Origin of the sequence: Acinetobacter sp., assembly GCF_050285345.1 — a bacterium.
In the GTDB taxonomy this organism is placed as follows: domain Bacteria; phylum Pseudomonadota; class Gammaproteobacteria; order Pseudomonadales; family Moraxellaceae; genus Acinetobacter.
Map to the genome: position 1 here is coordinate 14,662 of NZ_JBLZXR010000085.1, position 21,663 is coordinate 36,324.

Annotated in this window: 18 protein-coding genes and 4 tRNA genes; 15 read left to right on the top strand and 7 right to left on the bottom strand. The window is 41.9% G+C overall.

The window, feature by feature from the left end:
- Positions 1-175: 175 nt before the first annotated feature.
- Positions 176-844, bottom strand: a complete 669-nt coding sequence (locus tag ACN6OV_RS07565; protein ID WP_427951508.1) for an HAD-IA family hydrolase — start codon at positions 842-844, stop codon at positions 176-178.
- A gap of 294 nt (positions 845-1,138) precedes the next feature.
- A complete protein-coding gene (locus ACN6OV_RS07570) occupies positions 1,139-2,092 on the bottom strand; it encodes an RluA family pseudouridine synthase (RefSeq protein WP_427951511.1) in 954 nt (317 codons plus the stop codon).
- Positions 2,093-2,848: 756 nt separating this feature from the next.
- On the opposite strand from ACN6OV_RS07570, the gene ACN6OV_RS07575 reads away from it, so the two are divergent.
- From ACN6OV_RS07575 to ACN6OV_RS07600, 6 genes are all read left to right on the top strand, one after another.
- Positions 2,849-6,274 carry an Rne/Rng family ribonuclease gene (locus ACN6OV_RS07575; protein WP_427951513.1) on the top strand — a complete coding sequence of 1,142 codons (3,426 nt, stop codon included), beginning with the start codon at positions 2,849-2,851 and terminating at the stop codon, positions 6,272-6,274.
- Between the two features lie 186 nt (positions 6,275-6,460).
- Entirely contained in the window at positions 6,461-8,302 is a 1,842-nt protein-coding gene (locus tag ACN6OV_RS07580; RefSeq protein ID WP_427951515.1) for a long-chain-acyl-CoA synthetase, read from the top strand.
- 149 nt (positions 8,303-8,451) lie between these two features.
- Positions 8,452-8,527 (top strand) — tRNA-Lys (locus tag ACN6OV_RS07585).
- Positions 8,528-8,548: 21 nt separating this feature from the next.
- Positions 8,549-8,624, top strand: a tRNA-Lys gene (locus tag ACN6OV_RS07590).
- 48 nt (positions 8,625-8,672) lie between these two features.
- Positions 8,673-8,748: transfer RNA gene (locus ACN6OV_RS07595), tRNA-Lys, on the top strand.
- A gap of 223 nt (positions 8,749-8,971) precedes the next feature.
- Positions 8,972-9,047 (top strand) — tRNA-Lys (locus ACN6OV_RS07600).
- Positions 9,048-9,132: 85 nt separating this feature from the next.
- On the opposite strand, the gene ACN6OV_RS07605 is transcribed toward ACN6OV_RS07600, so the two are convergent.
- The gene (locus ACN6OV_RS07605) at positions 9,133-9,804 is read right to left on the bottom strand and encodes a hypothetical protein (protein WP_427951518.1); all 672 of its coding nucleotides are present in this window, start codon (positions 9,802-9,804) and stop codon (positions 9,133-9,135) included.
- 285 nt (positions 9,805-10,089) lie between these two features.
- Between ACN6OV_RS07605 and ACN6OV_RS07610 the strand changes: the two genes are divergently transcribed.
- Positions 10,090-10,347, top strand: a complete 258-nt coding sequence (locus ACN6OV_RS07610) for a PspC domain-containing protein (RefSeq protein ID WP_427951520.1) — start codon at positions 10,090-10,092, stop codon at positions 10,345-10,347.
- A gap of 95 nt (positions 10,348-10,442) precedes the next feature.
- Here the strand turns inward: ACN6OV_RS07610 and ACN6OV_RS07615 are convergent, their stop codons facing one another.
- A complete protein-coding gene (locus ACN6OV_RS07615) occupies positions 10,443-11,561 on the bottom strand; it encodes an HPP family protein (RefSeq protein ID WP_427951522.1) in 1,119 nt (372 codons plus the stop codon).
- Between the two features lie 273 nt (positions 11,562-11,834).
- Between ACN6OV_RS07615 and ACN6OV_RS07620 the strand changes: the two genes are divergently transcribed.
- Both ACN6OV_RS07620 and ACN6OV_RS07625 read left to right on the top strand, forming a co-directional pair.
- Complete coding sequence (locus tag ACN6OV_RS07620; protein ID WP_427951525.1) at positions 11,835-12,416, top strand: hypothetical protein; 582 nt, start codon at positions 11,835-11,837, stop codon at positions 12,414-12,416.
- Positions 12,416-13,024 carry an OmpA family protein gene (locus ACN6OV_RS07625; protein WP_427951528.1) on the top strand — a complete coding sequence of 203 codons (609 nt, stop codon included), beginning with the start codon at positions 12,416-12,418 and terminating at the stop codon, positions 13,022-13,024. The genes ACN6OV_RS07620 and ACN6OV_RS07625 overlap by 1 nt, the downstream gene beginning before the upstream one ends.
- Positions 13,025-13,311: 287 nt before the next feature.
- Here ACN6OV_RS07625 and ACN6OV_RS07630 read toward each other — a convergent pair whose 3' ends face one another.
- Positions 13,312-13,605, bottom strand: coding sequence for a 2OG-Fe(II) oxygenase (locus tag ACN6OV_RS07630; RefSeq protein WP_427951531.1), 294 nt, complete (start codon positions 13,603-13,605; stop codon positions 13,312-13,314).
- A 311-nt stretch (positions 13,606-13,916) separates the two neighbouring features.
- Between ACN6OV_RS07630 and glyQ the strand changes: the two genes are divergently transcribed.
- The 6 genes from glyQ (at position 13,917) to ACN6OV_RS07660 (ending at position 20,092) form a co-directional block, all read left to right on the top strand.
- Positions 13,917-14,900 carry a glycine--tRNA ligase subunit alpha gene (glyQ, locus tag ACN6OV_RS07635; protein ID WP_427951534.1) on the top strand — a complete coding sequence of 328 codons (984 nt, stop codon included), beginning with the start codon at positions 13,917-13,919 and terminating at the stop codon, positions 14,898-14,900.
- On the top strand, positions 14,900-16,969 hold the full coding sequence (gene glyS, locus ACN6OV_RS07640) for a glycine--tRNA ligase subunit beta (protein ID WP_427951536.1): 2,070 nt from the start codon (positions 14,900-14,902) through the stop codon (positions 16,967-16,969). Before glyQ ends, glyS begins: the two co-directional genes overlap by 1 nt.
- A gap of 77 nt (positions 16,970-17,046) precedes the next feature.
- Positions 17,047-18,153, top strand: coding sequence for an HNH endonuclease (locus tag ACN6OV_RS07645; protein WP_427951539.1), 1,107 nt, complete (start codon positions 17,047-17,049; stop codon positions 18,151-18,153).
- Between the two features lie 120 nt (positions 18,154-18,273).
- Positions 18,274-18,663, top strand: coding sequence for a hypothetical protein (locus ACN6OV_RS07650; RefSeq protein WP_427951540.1), 390 nt, complete (start codon positions 18,274-18,276; stop codon positions 18,661-18,663).
- Positions 18,664-19,316: 653 nt separating this feature from the next.
- Positions 19,317-19,856, top strand: coding sequence for a hypothetical protein (locus tag ACN6OV_RS07655; RefSeq protein WP_427951543.1), 540 nt, complete (start codon positions 19,317-19,319; stop codon positions 19,854-19,856).
- Positions 19,857-19,969: 113 nt separating this feature from the next.
- A complete protein-coding gene (locus tag ACN6OV_RS07660) occupies positions 19,970-20,092 on the top strand; it encodes a hypothetical protein (protein WP_427951546.1) in 123 nt (40 codons plus the stop codon).
- Positions 20,093-20,316: 224 nt separating this feature from the next.
- Here ACN6OV_RS07660 and ACN6OV_RS07665 read toward each other — a convergent pair whose 3' ends face one another.
- Both ACN6OV_RS07665 and ACN6OV_RS07670 read right to left on the bottom strand, forming a co-directional pair.
- Complete coding sequence (locus ACN6OV_RS07665) at positions 20,317-21,270, bottom strand: 2-hydroxyacid dehydrogenase (RefSeq protein WP_427951549.1); 954 nt, start codon at positions 21,268-21,270, stop codon at positions 20,317-20,319.
- A gap of 94 nt (positions 21,271-21,364) precedes the next feature.
- Positions 21,365-21,556, bottom strand: coding sequence for a hypothetical protein (locus tag ACN6OV_RS07670; protein WP_427951552.1), 192 nt, complete (start codon positions 21,554-21,556; stop codon positions 21,365-21,367).
- Positions 21,557-21,663: the final 107 nt, after the last annotated feature.

Below are 21,663 nucleotides of genomic sequence, written 5' to 3' on the forward strand. Positions count from 1 at the left end.
TTAGATCGAGATATTTTTTTACATTGATTTGATCTTTATTTACAAATCTCGACTAAATTACTTGGCTTATACGACTAAAAGATAAGAACATCACCGTGGAAACAGCATATAACAAGAAGCAAATAAAAAGGCGAGCATTGCTCACCTTTAATATATAACATATTTTGAGCAATAATCAGACCGCTTCACGGAGTGCCGCATGATTCAGCAAAAACTTACTTAAGTTTTCAACATTCGGGGCTATATGCAGTGGATTAAAACGATTTAAAGTTTCAATGCTATGCACCCCATAACTGACCCCGACGCGCGGCATGGCGATATTCAATGCCATTTCCAAATCATAAGAAGTATCACCGACCATAATCGCTTGTTCAGCCGTAACCCCTGTTTCTACTAGAATTTCAGACAACATCAGCGGATCAGGTTTGGACTTGGTTTCACTGGCAGCACGCGTCACTGTAAACAATTCGCGGCTCTGAGTTTGATTCAACACGCGGTCCAAACCTTTACGGCTTTTTCCTGTTGCAACCGCAAGTTGTAGGCCTGCGTCTTTGAGTTCGTGCAGCATTTCAGCAACACCATCAAACCAACGATCTCCTGTTGAGTTCGCCACATAATGGTCGGCATAGCTCTTAAGAATCTCGCTGTGCAGCTCAGGCACTTGAGGAAATAGGCGCTGTGCAACTTCAGGCAACCCCAATCCAATAATGCTTTTTGCATCGGCATCAGTGAGTGGTTGGGCAAACTGCTGTGCAGCGAATTGCAGACTCGCCACAATTTGTCCAACCGAATCAAATAAAGTGCCATCCCAGTCAAAAATGATGAGTTCAACTGGTTTTTTCATATATATTTTCCAATATTTTATTCAGTTTTAAAGCCCTCTCATCTCTCCTTGACTAAAGAAAGATAAGCACCCAAACAATGCTGGCGCATATATCACAACAAGGATTTGATACACGAGGGCGACATAGATGTCGCTGTTCGTCTGTGGCACATGGACGTACCATCAGATGAACAAAAGATTTTTGTTACTTTTCATCTCTGAAAAGTAAGACATCGCCGACACGAAAACACTTTATTCAAAATGCAATGTGAGACTTTGCCCCATCTTTATTAATAAATAAAGAGAAGACAATTATTATGGAGCCGCAGGCTTATCTGCTTTCTGTGCTCTAAGCTGTGCAATCACACTTTGCATATCTTCAGGCAAAGGCGCTTCAATCAAAGCATAACCCGGAATTTCCAAACGCATCGCATGTAAACATAAACGACGTGGTTTTGGACCGCGATACTCCGTCTCATGACCATATTTTTCATCGCCTAAGAGTGGATGACCAATGCTCAGACCATGTACACGAATTTGATGAGTGCGACCTGACAACGGTGATGCGTACACCAGCGTGGCATGCATAAAACGCTCTTGCACATTCCACTGGGTTCTCGACTCTTTGCCTTCTTTCGATACACGCACACGACGCTCGCCATTGGCAAGCTCATAGCGGTGCAAAGGCTGGTCAATCAACTGTTTATCCAGACTCACCACACCTTTGACTACAGCGGCATAGGTTTTTTGGATTTTGTGTTCGCGCAGCATGTCTTGCAAGGTTTTCAGCACACTACGTTTCTTGGAAATCATCACCAAGCCCGAGGTATCACGGTCAATACGGTGAATCAATTCAAGATATTTTTTGCCTGTTGCTGCACGCAGGCCTTCAATTAGGCCATAAGCCACACCACTACCACCATGGACGGCAATCCCCGCTGGCTTATTCACCACCATCAGGCCTTCATCTTCATACACCACACGGCTGAGCAGACTTTGCGCCACTTTGTCTGAAATTGGAGCAGCAGATTCGTCTTTTTGTTCATAACGAATCGGTGCGACACGAACTTGATCGCCAATATTCAGTTTGGTTTCGGCTTTGACCCGTTTTTTATTGACTCGGACTTGGCTTTCACGAATCAAGCGGTAAATGCGACTTTTAGGCACACCTTTAAGACGACTAAACAGGAAATTATCAATACGTTGACCCGCCTGATGCTCGTCCACTTCAAACCAGGTGACGCTTTGCCATTCTTGCGTAGAATTCATACAGTTACTGTGACCTAAAAAAATACTAAAATTGAATAAAAAATGATCATTTAAGCTATACTTTTCGCAAGAAACATAAGCTTAGCCCATAGGCAGATGATGCAAGGTTTGATATAGTCAGCGCACGGAAACCACCGTAACTGAGTAAAAGTTGATTCATTTTCAGTATTCACTGCATTTGAACTTTCAACACATTACTCATTTTAGCTCGGAAAGGTCCCAAAAGAATTATGCCGACGCCGAAGGCTTATTATATCGGCAAAACAGCAAACTGTTGCGTTTAATTGTACCGTAGGTACATAAAACAGTTTGCCGCAAAAAAATATGCGCCAACCAAGGTTGGTTTTTAAACGTAAACTGATACACATCAGACCAGTCGCTCCCTGAAATATCTTCAGGCCACAACGTTTGATGCATTGGATCTGCACAGTTTGTAAAGGTACGACGATAATTCCGTATCAAGACGCTCTATCAGATATGAATGGATGCTCTTCGAGCAATGTGACAGTGAAAGTTACTCACATCCAATGCACCGTTTGTCCGCCAGTGAAATGCGCTCAGGTGACTTTAATCGTTTAAAGATTGAAGCCGTATTGCCATCATCAATACGTGAATCAAAAACCGCTGCCCATCCAAAGAAGGCCGGTACACATGCACAGATTATTTTTTGCGATCTGCGCACTTGATCCATGCTATCTGATGCTCGCTACGAATTAAGCGATGTTCTCCTGTGTATCACTACTAGGTGTTACACCCATGAAACGTATGTTGATTAATGCAACACATGCCGAAGAAATTCGCGTTGCACTTGTCACTGGTCAGCGTCTTTACGATTTTGACTTAGAGAATCGTACCCGTGAACAAAAAAAATCCAATATCTATAAAGGTCATGTGACTCGCGTAGAGCCTTCTTTAGAAGCAGTTTTTGTTGAATATGGTGCAGGTCGTCAGGGCTTCCTGTCGATGCGCGAAATCGCAAATTCATATTACAAAGCAGACCCTCGTCATACTTCAAATATCCGTGAATTGATCACTGAAGGCACTGAGCTTTTGGTTCAAGTGGAAAAAGAAGAGCGTGGCAATAAAGGCGCTGCCCTTTCTACATTTATCTCACTTGCTGGTCGTTATTTAGTATTGATGCCAAATAACCCGAAAGGTGGCGGTATCAGTCGTCAAATTTCAGGTTCAGTTCGTGAAGAATTGAAAGAAATGTTGGCGTCATTAAACGTCCCTCGTGGCATGAGTGTGATTGTTCGTACTGCGGGTATCGGTCGTTCTCAAGAAGAATTGCAACTTGATCTTCAACATTTGCTTGATCTTTGGGCACAAATCCAAAGTACATCAAGTTCAGGTCCATCGCCAATGTTGGTGCACCAAGAAGCAGGTGTAGTAACTCGTGCGATTCGTGACTATTTACGTGATGATGTTGCTGAAATTCTGATTGACTCAGAACAAGCGTATAACGAAGCCTATAACTTCGTAAAAGCGGTAATGCCACGTCAAATCGACAAACTGAAAACCTATACTTTAAATGAGCCTTTATTTGCTCACTTTGGTATTGAAAGCCAAATTCAAACCGCTTATGAACGTGAAGTCAAACTTCCTTCTGGTGGTTCTATTGTGATTGACCAAACTGAAGCTTTGGTTTCAATCGACATTAACTCAGCAAAATCAACTCGTGGTAGTGATGTAGAAGATACTGCACTCAATACCAACCTTGAAGCGGCTGAAGAAATTGCACGCCAATTGCGTTTACGTGATATTGGTGGTTTGGTGGTGATCGACTTTATCGACATGACCAAAGACCGCAACCAACGTATGGTTGAAGCAAAACTTCGTGAAGCAACGCAAAGCGACCGTGCGCGTATTCAATTCGGTCAATTGTCTCGCTTTGGTTTAATGGAAATGAGCCGCCAGCGCTTACGTCCATCGCTCGAAGAAGCAACGGGTTATGTTTGCCCACGCTGTCATGGCACAGGTATGGTGCGTGACTTACGCTCTCTATCGCTTTCCATTATGCGTAAAGTGGAAGAAATTGCGCTACGTGAACGCCATGGCGAAGTTCAAGTTGAAGTACCTGTTGAAATCGCTGCCTTCTTATTGAATGAAAAGCGTCACAGTCTTGTTTACTTAGAACAAACTTCGAATGTACGCGTGACTGTACTGCCTCACCCTCATTTAGAAACGCCACATTACGAAATTTCGTATAACCCAGAAGGCTTTGCGCCAACAAGCTATGAACGTACTGAAGCAACCCGTTCAAGCGAAAAAGAATTGGGTTACGAATCTTCCGAATGGCATTTAAGTGAAGAACAGGCCGCTGCTGCTCAACAACAAGCACCTGTACAACAAGAAAAAGGCCATAAAAAGAACAATAGGCAACAACAACCCGTTGCTGCTCAGCAAGCACCAGCTCAAGTTGCTGCGCCTGTAGCGTCATCAAGTCCATGTGCATGGCTTGAAAACTTATTTGTTCAAAAACAAGCTGCAACGGTTGATCAGTCACGTACTGCCAACAACGCTGCTGCTGCAATCGAACAAATGGTGAATAATGGTGCATCAAGCCGTGGGCAATTTGGTCAAATCAGCGCAGCTGCAGTACCAGTCGTAACCCCAGACAGCAATGCTTACCTTGCACCTTCAACAGTGGCGCATAAACAAGAACGTGACGGCTACGCAGAAAAAGCGGAACGTGACGAAAAACGCCATAGCAACAAGAAGCGCAGCAATAATAAGCAGCACAAAGAGACGCGTGAACAAGAGGCTCAACCGCATCAAGTTCATGAAGAAGTGTTACAACCTTCACGCCAAGACCGTCAAGAACAGCGTCATGAAGCACGCCAAGACAACCGCCAAGAGCAACGTTCTGAACGTCAGGAACAGCGCCAAGACAACCGTCAAGATCAACGTGAAAACCGTCGTAACTCTCGTCGTCAACACAACAACGAACAAGTACAGCAAGATGTTCAAAACAATGAACAAGTGCAGTCTGTTCCACGTCGTGACCGCAATAACCAACAACGTCCAAACCGCCCAAATCGCCACCGTGATCAAAGCGTATTGAACGAACAAGCGATTGCTCAAGACGTTGCAGTTGAACAACAGCAACAGCCTGAAACGCAAAACCCACGCCAACCTAAAGTTGAAGTGGTAGATGCACCTCGTCAAGACGTGATGTCAACGGCGCTTGTGGTCAATGTGGATCAAGCTCAAAGCGAAATCGTAGCATTAAACCCTGCAACCACAGCACCAGCTCCAGTCGCTGCTGAAAAACCAGTGGCTGAAAAGGCACCTGTTGTAGAAAAAGCTGTGGTTGAAGCAAAAGCTGAAGTTCAACAACCTAAACCACACGTTCAGCAAAAACCAAGTCGTGCCAGCAATGACCCACGTCAACGCCGCCGCGAACAACGTGCTGCTCGTACTCAACAAGCTCAAGCACCGAAAATTGCACCTTCTCAAATTCCTGAGTTGGCACAATACAGTGTTGGTAGCTTAATTCGCCATGTTTATGGTGAAGATTGTTCAGTCTTAATCGAGCAATTTGGTTTACTTCCAACCTTCAATCGTGCTTTGCAAAAATTTGCAGATGAATATGCTGCAAAACATGTTGCCCAAGCAGATGTTGCGGTTGAGAAAAAGCCGGTTACTCGCGACGTACAAATTGCGAAAGCTACGCCTGAAGCTGAACCTGCGCCAATGTTGGATTTAACCCCACCGAAGCCAGTGTCAGATAAGCGTGTTGCAAACGATCCACGTGAACGTCGTCGTTTAGCGAAACAAGCGGCTGAACAAGCGAAGCAGGATCACGCAAAAGCGATTGAAGCTGCCGCTGCAGAACCAGCTCCTGCCGTTGAAGTTCCGGTAGAAGCGACTGAAGTTGCTGTTGTCACTGAAGTGCCTGCTGAAGTAACAAAAAAGGCCGCTGAAGCTCCTGCACCAGCTGAAGTCGTAGCTGAACCTGTTCAAGCTGAGCTTGATGTGGCTCCAACAGCGACAGAAACGCCAGTACCAGCTACAGAACCTGCTGTTCAAAAAGTAGAAAAAGCTGTTCAAGCGACTGACACTGAAAAGAAAGCAGATACAGCTGTAGAGGAAAATTCGGCAGCTGAAGATGAAAAACCAGCTCGTCCTCGTCGTCCTCGTGGTCGTCCACCAAAGAAAGCCAACACCGCTTCTGAGTAAAATTTGCTTTTTTGCAGGTGATTAAAAAATTCCAGTCATTTCGGTGACTGGTTTTTTTTTGATACTTTTGTCAAATTAGGTTGATTGCACTAGACCGAAACGATTAAAAAACAATTGTAAAAATTGCTGTAAATTATTTGCAAGAAAACAGACCGTACCGGATTACGAAAAATAAATAGGATTCACATGAGCCAAACTACACAACACGACCTTATTGGGATAGCTGATGTTGCAGCAAAAATTCCCGCATTCATGAGCAAAGTACCCAATTTGTTGAGTGGTCTAAAGCAAGCCTATTTACGTACCCCCAACACCTCCGCTGGTTTAGGCATTGCTTTTGAAAAGGCTGTGAAACGCAACCCTGAAGGTTTTGCCCTTTATTTTGAAGAACAAAAATATACTTACAACCAATTAAACGAATGGGCCAACCAAATTGGTCACTATTATCTGTCGCTTGGCGCTCAAAAAGGCGATGTCATTGCGGTCATGATTGAAAACCGTGCTGAGTTAGTTGCAACTATTGTAGCCTTAGCCAAAATTGGCGTAACAGCAGCCTTAGTCAATACCTCACAAGTGGGTAAAGTCCTGACCCACAGCATTAACTTGGTCAATCCTATTGCCGTGATTGTCGGTGAAGAATGCCGCCAAGCAGTCGATGATATTCGCAATGATTTGACCGTTGCACCAGACCGTTTACATTGGTTTGCCGACCAAGCCACACGTGTCAATGCAGGCAAAGCACCGAAAGGCTTTTTAAATCTCGCCGAAAAAATAGATCAATTTCCGAAATTCAATACTCCGACCACGGCCAGTGTTAAAGGCAAAGATGGTCTGTTTTATATTTACACTTCAGGCACTACAGGCTTACCCAAAGCCGTGATCTTTACCAACAGCCGTTGGACATTGGCATACGGAACTTATGGTCATGTTCTGAATCTAAATAAAGATGATGTGATGTATGTCACCCTACCGCTGTACCATGCCACAGGTACGGTGGTGTGTTGGTGCGGTGTGATTGCAGGCGCTGCAACATTGGCTCTGCGCCGTAAATTTTCCACCTCGTCTTTTTGGAAAGATGTACAAAAATTTGATGCATCTGCAATCGGCTATGTCGGTGAATTGTGCCGTTACTTGATGGATGCTCCGTCTTCTGAGCTTGAAAAAGGTCACCGTGTAAAGAAAATGATTGGTAACGGGATGCGACCAAATATTTGGGATAAATTCAAAACCCGTTTTGGCGTTGAAGAAGTCCTTGAACTTTATGCCTCAAGTGAAGGTAACGTTGGCTTCAGCAACGTATTTAACTTTGATAATACTGTCGGCTTCTCACCAACGCCATATGCCATCATTCAATTCGATAAAGAAAAAAATGAACCTGTACGTGATGCCAAAGGCTGGTGCAAAAAAGTCAAAAAAGGTGAAGTCGGACTCTTGATCGGGAAAATCACTCGTCGTTCCCCTTTCGATGGCTATACCGACGCTGAAAAGAACAAATCGGTGGTGATGAAAGATATCTTCAAACATGGAGACTCGTTCTTTAATACTGGTGATTTAGTCCGTGATATCGGCTTCCGCCATGCCCAGTTTGTTGACCGTTTGGGGGATACCTTCCGCTGGAAAGGTGAAAACGTATCCACTACCGAAGTGGAAAATATGCTGAGCGAATACGAAAAAATTGCCGAAGCAGTGGTTTATGGTGTGGAAATCCCAGAAACCAATGGTCGTGCTGGTATGGCGGCCATTACCTTGGTCGATGGCGCAGAACTGAATGCGCAAGACTGTTCAGCGATGGTCAAACAATTTAAAAAATGCCTTCCGGCCTATGCGGTTCCGGTATTTTTACGGGTACAGAAAAAGGTGGAAACAACAGGCACCTTTAAATATCAAAAAAACAAACTCAAAGAGCAAGCCTTTGACCCGAATCAAACCGATGACCGTTTATTGGTTTTATTGCCTAATGCGCAAGCTTATTGTGACTTAAGCGCTGAAATCTATCACAATATTCAGGCTTATAAATACCGTTTCTAAAATCGAGAGCTAAAAACTGCTCATTTTGGCTACAAATCCACATAAAAATGAGCAGTTTTGTTGTATTTATAATCAAACACAAATAAGTTTATGATTTTTTACTTGCGCTTGAATCAGATCTTGCTACAATACGCACCATCAAGCGAAATGGGTCGTTAGCTCAGTTGGTAGAGCAGTAGACTTTTAATCTATTGGTCCCGCGTTCGAATCGCGGACGACCCACCATTTCCTTTGATACCACAAGATGGGTCGTTAGCTCAGTCGGTAGAGCAGTAGACTTTTAATCTATTGGTCCCGCGTTCGAATCGCGGACGACCCACCATCTTTCTAAAATGCCAGTTTTAGATTAAAATCTTGTAAAAGCCCCTAAGGGTCGTTAGCTCAGTTGGTAGAGCAGTAGACTTTTAATCTATTGGTCCCGCGTTCGAATCGCGGACGACCCACCATTCTTTCTTAGGGCTTCTTTCTTCCGGCAGATGAAGAAAAAGAAACCTGCAAGTTCCGACCAAGACAAACCATTACCCTTTGGTTTTGATTCGCCATTCTCGAAATTTTGCTATACCGATGTTGCAACAGATCGTGCTTTATGCACCTTTAAAAATCATTGATTTTTTTTTTGCACTCGGGTGAACTCTTAAAGTAATGCTTTAGTTCACTAATCCTCGCTCAGGGTTGTTAGCTCAGTTGGTAGAGCAGTAGACTCTTAATCTATTGGTCGTGGGTTCGAACCCCACACAACCCACCAATTTTTTGATGTTTATCATAAAAAATAATTTTCAGATACCTAAATAGCGCCGGTCTTATGGCCATTTTCAAAGCAAGTTAGTGCATTAATACTTATTTTTCGTTAGCTTATAAGCTCGCTGCGGTTGCGGATAACCTTGAGAAAAGAGTTCCTGATTTCGGTCTGCTCCACCCTGACGAATCTTCTCAACATCCATCACCAGATGATCCACATCAATAATTTTATAATATAAATTGACGCCTTCCTTACGCTGCACAATCAGTTCTGTATGTGCCTTATTGACCGACCAAGTATCTTTTTGATATTTCAGCTTATATTTAGACGTTTGGTTTTTCTCCGCAAACACTTTGCCAAATTGAATAATGCTTCGATGTACCGTGCCATCGGGGAGTAAATTCAAGATAAATTCAGCCTCACCTTCTTTACATTGGATAAAACTATCATCACATGTTACCTGTGCGTGAAAGCGGCCAACAAAGACTTTTGCATGTTCAGGAACGGTAGCGACTTCGACACTCTTTTCATAAGGTAAAGTAGCCTGACCAGATAATTCTGTCAGCTTTTTCCCACCCTTCTGATCTGCCTTATGCTCTCCTGATGCCCCCTCTTTGAGGTCAATGATGGAGTCATCAGCTGACGTATTTTGCGTATCACTTAACGTAGGTTTAGGACTGCAAGCCACTAAAAATGGTCCCAACAATACAGCTGCAGGAATAACATAGAAACGAGCGAAAGACCGTGAAACCATCATGTTCATTATTTGCCAAAACTCATGAATCACCAGAAATATTAAAATTTCACTTGATTAATATTGTAATTAACAAGCCAAGTATACACCGACAAACCTATATCTAGGTTACATATATGTATTTGTTATTCTTAATTTTTAATAAAATTTCCACAGTCATCACCTGTATTTAAAAGATCGTTTACATTAATTTACTTTTTTCTATGCTTCTCCCATTTAAATCATTAATTGAGCCACCATTATCTAGATATAAATCGAATATTTTGATTGACCGATACTTTTGAGGAGACCTGAATGGCCAACATTGGTTTATATCGCTCAAACCGCTCGAATATGATTGCTGGGGTAATGGGTGGTATTGCTGAACGTTTTGGTTGGAACGCAAATTTACTGCGAATTATTTTCGTCTTTGTCTCATGCCTAAGCGCAGCATTTCCCGGCATCTTGGTGTATTTGGTGCTTTGGCTCGTGATGCCCAAAGCAAACAATTATCACAACCCTGCTACAGGTTATTCAGACTCCATTCGCACAGTCAACGATGATCGGCGTTAGAATCCCTTGACCACAGTTAGGTCGCTACGGTTTCTCCCCTAAGACTCCGTAGCTTTTTTTTTGCTTATTTTTTAGTAATTTTTAACTGATTCGTTTCAATCTGGCTCTTGTTTTGATTTTTCTTCATTCAACTGCTGGTTGAGCGCAGCAATCATATCGGCACGGCTAATAATCCCCACCAATTTTTTTTGCTCAACCACAGGAATGTAATTAAACGAGCGCTCAACAAAATATGGAATAAGATCTTGGATGAGCTGATTCGGCTGCACAGTGACCACTTTCGGATTCATAATTTGGTAAACATGATTCTCCCATGCCGCTCTAGGATCACCTCCTCGTTTAAACCATTCCACTACTTCATATAGCGCTAAGTTCCCAACCAAACGATCCAAATCACTCACTACAGGCAAACTCATTAAATTCACCTGTTTGAATTTATCCAGTGCGGACTGAATATCATCTTCGGCCCGTAATGCAATCACGTGCTGGGTCATAATGTCCTGACAAGTGAGTTGACTCACTGAGCGCGTATTTGCCAATTGCTGCGCTTCGAGAATAATCTTTTGTAAATCGTATTCACTAATATCCAGCAGTTCACTTTGCTGCTCCAACACTTGTTGAATATCGACCGGTTGAATGGTGACTTTCTGTGTCGGTGTTGGGTCTGCTGAGCGGGTATTGACCTGTAATTTTTGTGGATATTGTTTGCCGAGTAAACGGTTATAGACAATTGCCACAACCATCAGCAACACTGAATTTAACAAAACAGGATAAAACCAAAAATAGTAACCCAACTCATGTACCGCTTCTCCTCCAAGCACTGCGGTAATCGCCACAGCGCCACTTGGGGGATGCAAAGAATCTGTGGTCATCATCAGGATAATCGCCAAAGCAACTGCCACACTAAAGGCTTGTGTTAAATTTGGAATATACATGGCACAGGTTACGCCAATCAGCGCGGCGATACTGTTACCGATCACCATATTCCACGGCTGTGCCAACGGACTGGCAGGTACAGCAAACAATAAAACCGAAGAGGCTCCCATCGGAGCGATATACCATGCATTGAGATCACCCAACGCTAACCAACTGATATATGAGGATAGTCCCAGACCAATAAGCGCCCCAATCCCACAGAGTAAGCGGTCTTTGAGCGGTAACACTTTAAAGTTCGGTTTGAGCGTATTAAGCCAGTCAGCTTTAGAATGAAACACGGTTTGCCTGATTGATTATTCGAACAGATGGGCGATTATAAAACGAAGTCTCTTATAAGATGTATTTGTTTTACACCTTTGTCTTATAAAACTTTCTGCTGAACAATGCTCAATCCTACATATAACCCAATGGACGGAATAATGCTCTCGCATGAACTATCCACTCATCTCTTTTATTTCATTAACGTTTTACAACAAAATCTAGACAGGCTGGCTGTTTAAAATTTTCTATAGTCAAAAGACCTATAAAAATATTTGAAAGGAATGGCCAGAATGAATAAAAAGATCTTCGCAATGTGTACCGTCTGTGTGCTTGGCTTGGGTTTATCAGCCTGCTCCAAAGAGCCTCAACAAGCCAATCCACCCGTAAATGATAATACGCCTCAAGAAACTGCCCCCGCTGAAGCTGCAAAAAATGGGGATGATCTTATTCGTGAACCCGTGCCACAAGTTGCAGCACCTGAACCTCAGCCAGCTTTAGCTGAAATTCCAATGAGTAAAGGCACTTTAGCTTTACAAAGCGTCAAAGTGATTGGGAAAATTTTAACCGTAAAGGTTATGGCTCAACCCAACCCTGCACCGAATGGCAAAACTGAATTTATGAGCACATCTATTAATTTGGAACAAACCAATTATATTGACGATGACAGCGCCAAAAAAGTCGGACTGCTGCAAGATGATGCTGGCGTTTGGATGGCTGCGCCGTTAAATGCAACAGACAAAGCCATCAACAAAGCCAGTTATGACCCTATTTTATTGACCTTTAAATTCCCTGCGCCGCCTGAAAGCACCAAAACTATCAGCATTAATTTAGGCAATGCAGGTTCTTTTGACGGTATAGCAGTTGAACGCTAATGAATAAATTATTCTATAGCACAGCGCTAAGTCTCTTGATTGCAGGATGCGCGGATTCCCAAACCGATCCACTGCCTGCTCCGGCTGAACAGAGCACCGCGAAAATAGACAAAACTCAGACTGTGCCAGAGCCGCAGCCCAAGCCGCCTGAACTGAGTCAAGCTCAGGCAGAAGCCAGTAATTTATCGGCTGCTGGTTCCGACCTCAGTGCAAATAATAATGAATTTAATATTCAGGTGAATTTAAGTTCGGATGTACTATTTGATTTTGGCAAGGCCAGTTTAAAACCCGAAGCTGAACCTGAATTACAGCAAGCAGCCGAGACCTTAAAAAGTAAAGGCAAAGGCATCATTGCCATTGTCGGTCATACCGATAATATTGGTTCAGATGCGGCCAATCAAAAGCTGTCTTTACAACGTGCGGAAGCGGTGCGCGATTATTTTAAAGCCCAAGGTATTGATTTAAATTATCAAGTCAGTGGTATGGGAGAAAGTCAGCCGCTTGAAGCGAATACCTTGTCCAATGGTGAGGACAATCCTGACGGCCGTCAGAAGAATCGCAGGGTTGAAATTGTGATTAACAAAACCAAAAGCTTGTCTGCGTCATAAGGCCTTAATAAAAATGAGTCTAAATGGCTCATTTTTATTTTCTCCTGTAGAACTATAAATATAGGATTTAGATTCTTTTATTTAAAAAATTTCTCTAAGCGATCAACCGGCTAAAGCCGTACTGCAAATGGTCATTTAGTGGCGATATTTTATCATTCGATTTGCGTATGCTGCACCAAGTCACTTGAGTTGTAAAAGACGTTATAAAAGACAGATTACCCTATTGGTTATTTGGGGTTTTTGAAAAATCGTAGGCTAAATTTTCTTAAAGAGCGTGATTTTATCTATCAGATTGAATCGATTACACATCCTATACTCAATACATAGCGCGGGCTGCCCTGCACCTCAGTCACTTCATGTCGATATAAATCCGGTCTAAATAATTTAACTCTTGGTAAATCAATGATGCTTCGCTCAGATATAAATTCACCACCTGCTTTCGATTTTTTAATAATGATATTTAACCTAAAATGCTGCCCCTGCTGTACCTGATCTTGATGCGGTGGAATCATTGAACCCACAGGAAAACGAAGAAAATAGGCATCACATTTAAGTCCTAAATGGTTTTGCAATAACAACATTTTGTCATAACCCGAATGCTGTCTTCCTTTTTGCCACCGTAACCACTTCGAATCTATAAGCCTTTGAATCATTTTATTATTCCTAAAATTTATTGTATTTTTATAGCATGATAATCGTTGATAACGGTATCACTGATTAAGTTTTCTCGTCGCAGCTATGTCTCATCAATTGCATTCAGCCCCATTTAAAACCTGCAGTGCCTTTATTCTATCCCGTATTAAAAGCCACTTGTTCACGCGAAACCTTTGCCACACCCCCCGAAAGTCCCTATAATTGAGCACAATTTTTATCTAATTTTAAGTGGATGACCATGAGTCGCGCCATATCGCATATTGATACCTTCCAAGGCTTAATTCTTGCCTTACAAAACTACTGGGCTGAACAAGGCTGCGTCATTCTACAACCTTACGATATGGAAATGGGTGCCGGGACATTCCACACTGCAACCTTCCTACGCGCTTTAGGGCCCGAAACTTGGAACGCAGCATACGTTCAGCCGTCTCGCCGTCCGAAAGATGGCCGTTATGGTGAAAACCCGAACCGTTTGCAGCACTACTACCAATTCCAAGTGGTATTGAAGCCAAACCCAGACAACATCCAACAGCTTTACCTCGACTCTCTTGAAGCAATTGGGATTGATACCCTCACTCACGACATTCGTTTCGTGGAAGATAACTGGGAATCACCAACACTCGGTGCTTGGGGCTTAGGTTGGGAAGTTTGGCTCAACGGTATGGAAGTAACTCAGTTCACTTACTTCCAGCAAGTCGGCGGTGTTGAATGCTACCCCGTGACAGGCGAAATCACGTACGGTCTTGAACGTCTTGCGATGTACTTGCAAGGTGTAGATTCTGTTTACGATTTGGTTTGGACCAAAGGTCAATTCGGTACAGTAACTTATGGCGATGTGTTCCATCAAAACGAAGTGGAACAATCAACTTATAACTTTGAATATGCCAATGTTGAAAAAATGTTTGAGCTGTTCGACTTCTACGAAGCTGAAGCAACCCGCTTAATGGAAGCTGAACTTCCATTGCCTGCTTATGAACAAGTAATTAAAGCATCACATAGCTTTAACTTGCTCGATGCACGCGGCGCAATCTCTGTGACTGAACGTCAGCGTTATATTTTACGTGTTCGTACTTTAGCGCGTGCAATTGCGCAAAGTTATGTGGCGGCGCGTGCCAAACTTGGTTTCCCAATGGCAGAACCACATCTACGTGATGAAGTTCTGGCACAGTTAAAAGCGCAAGTTGAAAGCGACGCAAAAGTTGAATCTAAGGAGAGCAAATAATGTCTAAACATACAGTATTGTTCGAATTAGGCTGTGAAGAGCTTCCACCAAAAAGCTTAAAAAAATTACGTGATGCACTGCAAGCTGAAACAGTAAAAGGCTTAAAAGATGCAGGTCTTGCATTTGACGCAATCGAAGCCTATGCAGCACCGCGCCGTTTGGCATTGAAAATTGTCAATGTCGATACTGCGCAAGCGGACACGCAAAAACGTTTTGATGGCCCTGCCAAACAAGCCGCATTTGACGCTGAAGGCAAGCCAACCAAAGCACTTGAAGGCTTTATGCGCGGTCAAGGCATCACCGTGGATCAAGTTTCAACTTTCCAAGCAGGTAAAGTTGAAAAAGTATGCTACCTAAAAGATGTGAAAGGTCAAAGCCTTGACGTTTTATTGCCACAAATTTTACAAACAGCGTTGGACAACCTGCCAATTGCAAAACGCATGCGTTCCGCAGCCAGCCGTACTGAGTTTGTACGTCCTGTAAAATGGGTGGTGCTGCTTAAAGACAGCGATGTGATTGATGCAACGATTCAAGATCACAAAGCAGGTAACATGACTTATGGTCACCGTTTCCATGCGCCTGAAGCGATTACGTTGGCCAATGCTGATGAGTATTTAGCAAAATTAAAAGCAGCGCATGTGGTTGCTTCTTTTGAAGAACGTCAAGCGATCATCGACCAGCAAGTAAAAGCGCTTGCTGATGAAGTAAATGCGATTGCGATTGTCCCAAGCGACCTTCGTGACGAAGTGACCTCATTGGTTGAATGGCCTGTTGCGCTTCGTGCCAGCTTTGAAGAACGTTTCCTGGCTGTTCCGCAAGAAGCGTTAATCACCACGATGCAGGACAACCAGAAGTATTTCTGCTTAGTCAATAGCGATAATAAACTGCAACCTTACTTCATTACCGTTTCAAATATTGAGTCTAAAGATCCGGCTCAAATTATTGAAGGGAATGAAAAAGTGGTTCGTCCACGTTTGTCAGATGCTGAATTCTTCTTCTTGCAAGACCAAAAGCAACCACTTGCGTCACGTAAAGAAAAACTCGCAAACATGGTGTTCCAAGCTGAATTGGGTACGCTGTGGAACAAATCTGAACGTATTGCGAAATTGGCGATGGCTTTATCTGCAATCACAGGTGCAAATCCTACGGATGCTGAAAAAGCGGCATTACTTGCAAAATGCGACTTAACCTCTGAGCTTGTGGGCGAATTCCCAGAACTTCAAGGGATTGCGGGTACTTACTACGCACGCATTGAAGGCGAAAATGATGAAGTGGCGGAAGCTTTAGGTGAGCAATATTTACCTAAATTTGCCGGTGACGTTTTACCAAAAACCAAGACAGGGACAACACTTGCACTTGCCGATCGTTTAGATACGTTGACTGGTATTTTCGGTATTGGTCAAGCGCCGACTGGTTCGAAAGATCCGTTTGCGCTGCGCCGTTCTGCGATTGGTATTTTACGTTTAGTGACTGAAAATGAACTAGATGTATCGATTGAAGAATTGATTAAACTTGCTTTGGCTGCGTATGGCGATGTAATTAAAGATCACGTTAAGACTTTGGCGGATGCGGTGGCATTCCTTGAAGGCCGTTACCGTGCGAAATACGAAGATCAAGGCGTTGAAGTGGATGTGATTCAAGCGGTTCAAGCTTTATCACCAAAATCACCGCTTGATTTTGATAAACGTGTTAATGCAGTGAATCATTTCCGTAACTTGCCTGAAGCTGCGGCTTTGGCTGCTGCGAATAAACGCGTTGCCAACATTCTTGCTAAAGAAGCTGCGCCTGAAGGAAGCGTCGTTGAAGCGAATTTGGTGGAAGATGCTGAAAAAGCATTGTTCGCAGAACTTGCAAAAGTAACACCCGTGGTTGAGCCATTGTTTGCTGTGAAGGATTACACTGCTGCGTTGTCTGCACTTGCTACACTTCGTGCACCAGTCGATGCGTTCTTTGACAGTGTAATGGTGATGGCTGATGATGCGAACTTAAAAGCAAACCGTTTGCGCATGCTTGCTCAGCTTCGCGATTTGTTTACCAAAGTGGCTGATATTTCAGTGTTACAGCACTAAAGCCTTAATTGATTGAAATTTAAGGAAAACCCCGCTATAAATTAGCGGGGTTTTCCTTAAATTTAAAGATGAATAAAATGAGTACATATTTATTTACATGGAAGCAAGAAAAATGGAAATGGACAAATCTAAATAAAATGATCGCTGAACTACCAAATAAAAAACCAATTCATCAATGGAAAACTAATCGTAAAAATAATATAGGACCTAACGATAACTTTTTACTTATGAAATTAGGAAGTATTCCTAAATCTGAAAAAGGTATTATTGGTATTGGCAAAATTACATCTAATCCTTACAAGGACAAAGATGTTATTCAAAATGTAGATAACACTAATTTTGTAGATTTAGAATTTTCAAAACTTTCAAGAAAAGCTTTTATTTCTTTAATTGAATTAGAAAAAATTGATCCAAGTATGCATTGGACTCCCGAGGGCAATGGTAACTCTGTTTCTGAATCTACATTTGAGAAAATTTTAAATTTAATAAATAAAGAACACAATTCAATTTTATTTGAAAAAAAAATATATTTCCCAATTATTGCTGAAACAATAGATATCGCTCTAACACAAAAAACCTCTATTCATAGAGATGAGATTGTCCAAATTCTTTTAGAAAAATATGACAAAACTTTAGACAAGATAGCAAAAAACTCAAATAAATCTATTTTATTCATAGCACAAAATATGGTGGATTGGTTTTCTGCTGAGTTAACAAAACAATCAAATATTGTTGAGGAATGGAAAGACAAATACACAAAAACTAGAATTAAAATTAATAATCGTGAAATTACAAACTATTCCCTAGCTCTAAATACATTACAAGATGAAAAAATTGAAGAAAACAATATTTCCTATACTGAGGGTGCAATTAAAAAAATTACTGTAAATGCCTATGAACGAAATGAAAAAGCACGTAAAGTCTGTTTAAAACATCATGGCTATACATGCCAATGTTGCTTTTTCAATTTTGAAAAAATATATGGTGCAATTGGTAAAGACTTTATTCATGTTCATCACATCAAACCTCTTTCAGAGATTAAAAAAGAATATGTACTAAACCCAGTTACAGACTTGATACCAGTTTGTGCAAATTGTCACGCGATGCTTCATCGTAAAATTCCTGCCTATGAAATTGAAGAAATCAGAATACTTTTGTGCCGAAATAAATCTCAAGAATTATAGTAAAATGCTTTAGAAAGTATAAAAATACGTCCGTCTTCATGTACAGTAGACAAAATATATAGGCAATTATTCACCATTTCCCTATACTCAAACCAACAACACTCAACAAGAAAGAAACTTATGAAATTGAAAGCATTCATTTTGACTGGTCTTGCGGGTATCGCGCTTTCTGCATGTACATCTGCACCAAAAATTCCACAGCTTGAAACTGGTGTATTACAAGAAGTTCAAAACATCGATGTCTATCCAGACACCACAGACAACAAAGCCAAACTGACTAAATTTGTTGATAAATGCGTCATTGAATTTACCGGCAACCTGCCAGAAGCAAAAGCTATAGAACAATGGTCATTTAAAGGCTTAACTCTGATTTCAGCTGGCACAGCAACATTTGCTAAAGACGGTACAAGTTCTGCACATCACTTTGACTTAAACGCCGCTGATGTACAGAAAAACTTCCTCAGCCTACGTGGTCATTTCGCAAAAGATGCACTTGCCCAATGTGAATAACACTTACAAACCATACCTAAAATTTTAGGTATGGTTTTACTTTATAAAAATATCTCGCTGATTTCCTGCACACATCTCTGCATCGTATTTATTCAATTTGTAAATAATACAACTGCCCTACTACTCAGCAACGACATTTGGCTGACTGTTTTTTCACAAACTTACATATCTGCGCCAAATTAACTGACGCTCTACATTTCAACCAGCCGCGTAATTCAGCTGTTAGTACATTGTGTAACTTCAGGCACAAAAACACATTTATACAAAAAATCCTCCCACCATGACCGCTGTTCAATCTCCTACCGACTAAGTGCAACAGCCGAGTTTAAGCAAAGAGGATTAATTTTAAGATGACACTTTTATTTAAGATGATACAGATGACCGTAGTCACACAGGCAAACATCCATCGCTCACATGATGCTTCGGTCGCTTCACACTTATAACCTACATTAACCGCTTTCTAATCCTCTCCCTCCAGAGAGCAGGCTCACTACGGTGAGCTTTTTTATGAGCTCAAATCAAGACTCAAACGTGGAGAAAGCTGTCAGTTGCTGTATTGATTTTGCTACGCTGACTTTTTTCTGTTCCGTTTTTTCCTATAATGCGTTAAAACCAAGATCAGATCCAAAATCGATAAAATATGAGGTAAAGCTGTGAAGAATTCATTAAAAGCAACTTTATGTTTAAGCCTTGCTTTAGCTGCGCCATCACTTTGGGCACAAACCAACACCACGCAGCCGACTACCAATAATCAACAAAAATTGGTTACACCTTATGGTGACAACCCAAATTTATTGCACGTTTGGGCTTATAAAGCACAAGAAGGTGTGGTCGGTGCTGCCAAAAATGTCGGTGAAATGGCTGAACGTGGTATTTCTAAAATTAAGCCTTCTGTCGATCAGGCATGGGACAATACCAAAACTGTCACCAATCAAACGGTACAGCAAGTCGATCAAGGTGCGCAGCAAGCCACACAACATGTGAATGAAAAATTAAAAGATACTCGTGAAAGAGTAACTGGTAAAACCAGCCAACCTGCGCCTATTACCCAACAGTCTTTGAGCCAACCATCTTCAGGTAGCCAAATGAATACTGCGCCAAGTCAAAACTCGGGACAAAGTAGCAACCAATATCCACAAAGCACGTATCCATCGAGTTCAACCTCAACGACTTATCCAGTAACTGATTTATAAGACATTTTTAAAATTGTAGATAGCTCAACTCTGGTTGGGCTATTTTTCATGCATTAAAAATAAAATTTTTCGCATTTTAAATCACTAATATAAAACCCGATAAGAAGAAAATCATGAGAATTATTTTTGGTTTAATGTTAGAAATTTACCTGAATTTTGCAGCTTTAATGAGCTTGCAAGGTTTTCCACAATTACGGGAAACTTATCCACAGTTGGTACAACTTTTTCCACAATAGTGCAATTCGTCTAAACATCAACATAATGTCAAATGGATAAAAGACTGTTAAAGCGAAGTTTTAAAAGCACAAATTGGTCTTTGTGCTGCCTACAACAAAGCTAACTCAGGAATGCAGAATGACGCTATAAGGATTGAAGGCGATTTAAAAACCTTCAACCCAAGCAGTTTTTAGCTGAGATCATGGAGAAACAATTGAAGTAAATGGCTCGCTCCAACACTATTTCAATTCACCTGACGAATCACCAAACCCACTTTAAATGCTTCCACATTTTCCACCACTTGCTGCACAATGCGTTGTCGTGCATCGACACTGCCCCATGCACTGTGTGGGGTAATAATCAAATTTGGAATTGAACTGTCTAACAGCACATTGCCGTCTTTTGGAGGCTCAACTGTGAGGACGTCGGTTGCCGCACCGGCAATTTGACCTGAGCGCAAAGCATTTGCCAAAGCTGGCTCATTTACGATTCCACCGCGTGCACAGTTAATCACAAAAGCAGAAGGCTTCATTTGAGCCAATGCAGCACCATCGAGTAAATCACGAGTATCTTCCGTTAACGGGCAATGCAAACTCAAGAAATCGACTTGCGGTAACATTTCAGCAAAAGCCACACGCTCTGCGGCCATCGGGCGATTTGGCAATGCACCAATCATGATCTTCATGCCAAAAGCTTGCGCCAAATGTGCCACCGCTTTGCCTAATTCACCGTATCCTACGATCCCCAAAGTTTTGCCTGAAAGTTCAACAATCGGAAAATCCATCAGGCAGAACTGATTCGATTTATTCCACTCCCCTTGTTGTACCGCGCGGTCGTATTGACGAAAAGAGGTCGCCAAATTCAACATGAGCATCAAGGTATGCTGCGCCACGGCGGCAGTGCCATAACCCTGACAATTACACACCACAATGCCCTGTTCACGTGCTTGTACAAGGTCCACATTATTTGTGCCTGTCGCTGAAATTAAAATCAGTTTCAGCTGTGGGTTATTACGCATGTGATCGGCTTGAATTTGTACTTTATTGCTAATAATCACATCCACATTTTGAATGCGTGCATCCACTTCAGCAGCAGTCGTCGCAGGATAAAGAATCAATTCATCAAACTGTGCATGCAACGCACTAAAATCTAAATCTTTTTTATCGAGTGATTCATAATCTAGAAAAACCGCTTTCATGTTTATTTCCCTTTTCACACTTTTCTACTTTATATTAAAAATGATTAAAACCTTAAAGCATATAATTTTCAATGCCTTAAAATTTAAAAACCCGCTATTTCGCGGGTCTATCAAGATGGTTTCTAAGTGAACTTCGAATCTTTAAAATCACGTATATGGTCAGTCCAGCCAACAGCATCATTCCACTACTCAATACAAGAACTGTTGAACTGACACCCTGTGCATAGGCTTGAGAGCTGCCTAGCATGAACAACAATAATACAGCAAGCATCCGCGTAGATTGCATACTGAAACCCCTCTTATTCTTTCTGATGATTCAACAGCATGTATAATTTTTATACTGCTTCATACCATCATAAGCCCTTATAAAGAATAAGCAATAGGCTGAACTAG

Bases quoted from the DNA above. Each gene is read 5' to 3' on its own strand.
- ACN6OV_RS07565 (WP_427951508.1), bottom strand. From the start codon at position 844: ATGAAAAAACCAGTTGAACTCATCATTTTTGACTGGGATGGCACTTTA.
- ACN6OV_RS07570 (WP_427951511.1), bottom strand. From the start codon at position 2,092: ATGAATTCTACGCAAGAATGGCAAAGCGTCACCTGGTTTGAAGTGGAC.
- ACN6OV_RS07575 (WP_427951513.1), top strand. From the start codon at position 2,849: ATGAAACGTATGTTGATTAATGCAACACATGCCGAAGAAATTCGCGTT.
- ACN6OV_RS07580 (WP_427951515.1), top strand. From the start codon at position 6,461: ATGAGCCAAACTACACAACACGACCTTATTGGGATAGCTGATGTTGCA.
- ACN6OV_RS07605 (WP_427951518.1), bottom strand. From the start codon at position 9,804: ATGAACATGATGGTTTCACGGTCTTTCGCTCGTTTCTATGTTATTCCT.
- ACN6OV_RS07610 (WP_427951520.1), top strand. From the start codon at position 10,090: ATGGCCAACATTGGTTTATATCGCTCAAACCGCTCGAATATGATTGCT.
- ACN6OV_RS07620 (WP_427951525.1), top strand. From the start codon at position 11,835: ATGAATAAAAAGATCTTCGCAATGTGTACCGTCTGTGTGCTTGGCTTG.
- ACN6OV_RS07625 (WP_427951528.1), top strand. From the start codon at position 12,416: ATGAATAAATTATTCTATAGCACAGCGCTAAGTCTCTTGATTGCAGGA.
- ACN6OV_RS07630 (WP_427951531.1), bottom strand. From the start codon at position 13,605: ATGTTGTTATTGCAAAACCATTTAGGACTTAAATGTGATGCCTATTTT.
- glyQ (WP_427951534.1), top strand. From the start codon at position 13,917: ATGAGTCGCGCCATATCGCATATTGATACCTTCCAAGGCTTAATTCTT.
- glyS (WP_427951536.1), top strand. From the start codon at position 14,900: ATGTCTAAACATACAGTATTGTTCGAATTAGGCTGTGAAGAGCTTCCA.
- ACN6OV_RS07645 (WP_427951539.1), top strand. From the start codon at position 17,047: ATGAGTACATATTTATTTACATGGAAGCAAGAAAAATGGAAATGGACA.
- ACN6OV_RS07650 (WP_427951540.1), top strand. From the start codon at position 18,274: ATGAAATTGAAAGCATTCATTTTGACTGGTCTTGCGGGTATCGCGCTT.
- ACN6OV_RS07660 (WP_427951546.1), top strand. From the start codon at position 19,970: ATGAGAATTATTTTTGGTTTAATGTTAGAAATTTACCTGAATTTTGCA.
- ACN6OV_RS07665 (WP_427951549.1), bottom strand. From the start codon at position 21,270: ATGAAAGCGGTTTTTCTAGATTATGAATCACTCGATAAAAAAGATTTA.
- ACN6OV_RS07670 (WP_427951552.1), bottom strand. From the start codon at position 21,556: ATGCAATCTACGCGGATGCTTGCTGTATTATTGTTGTTCATGCTAGGC.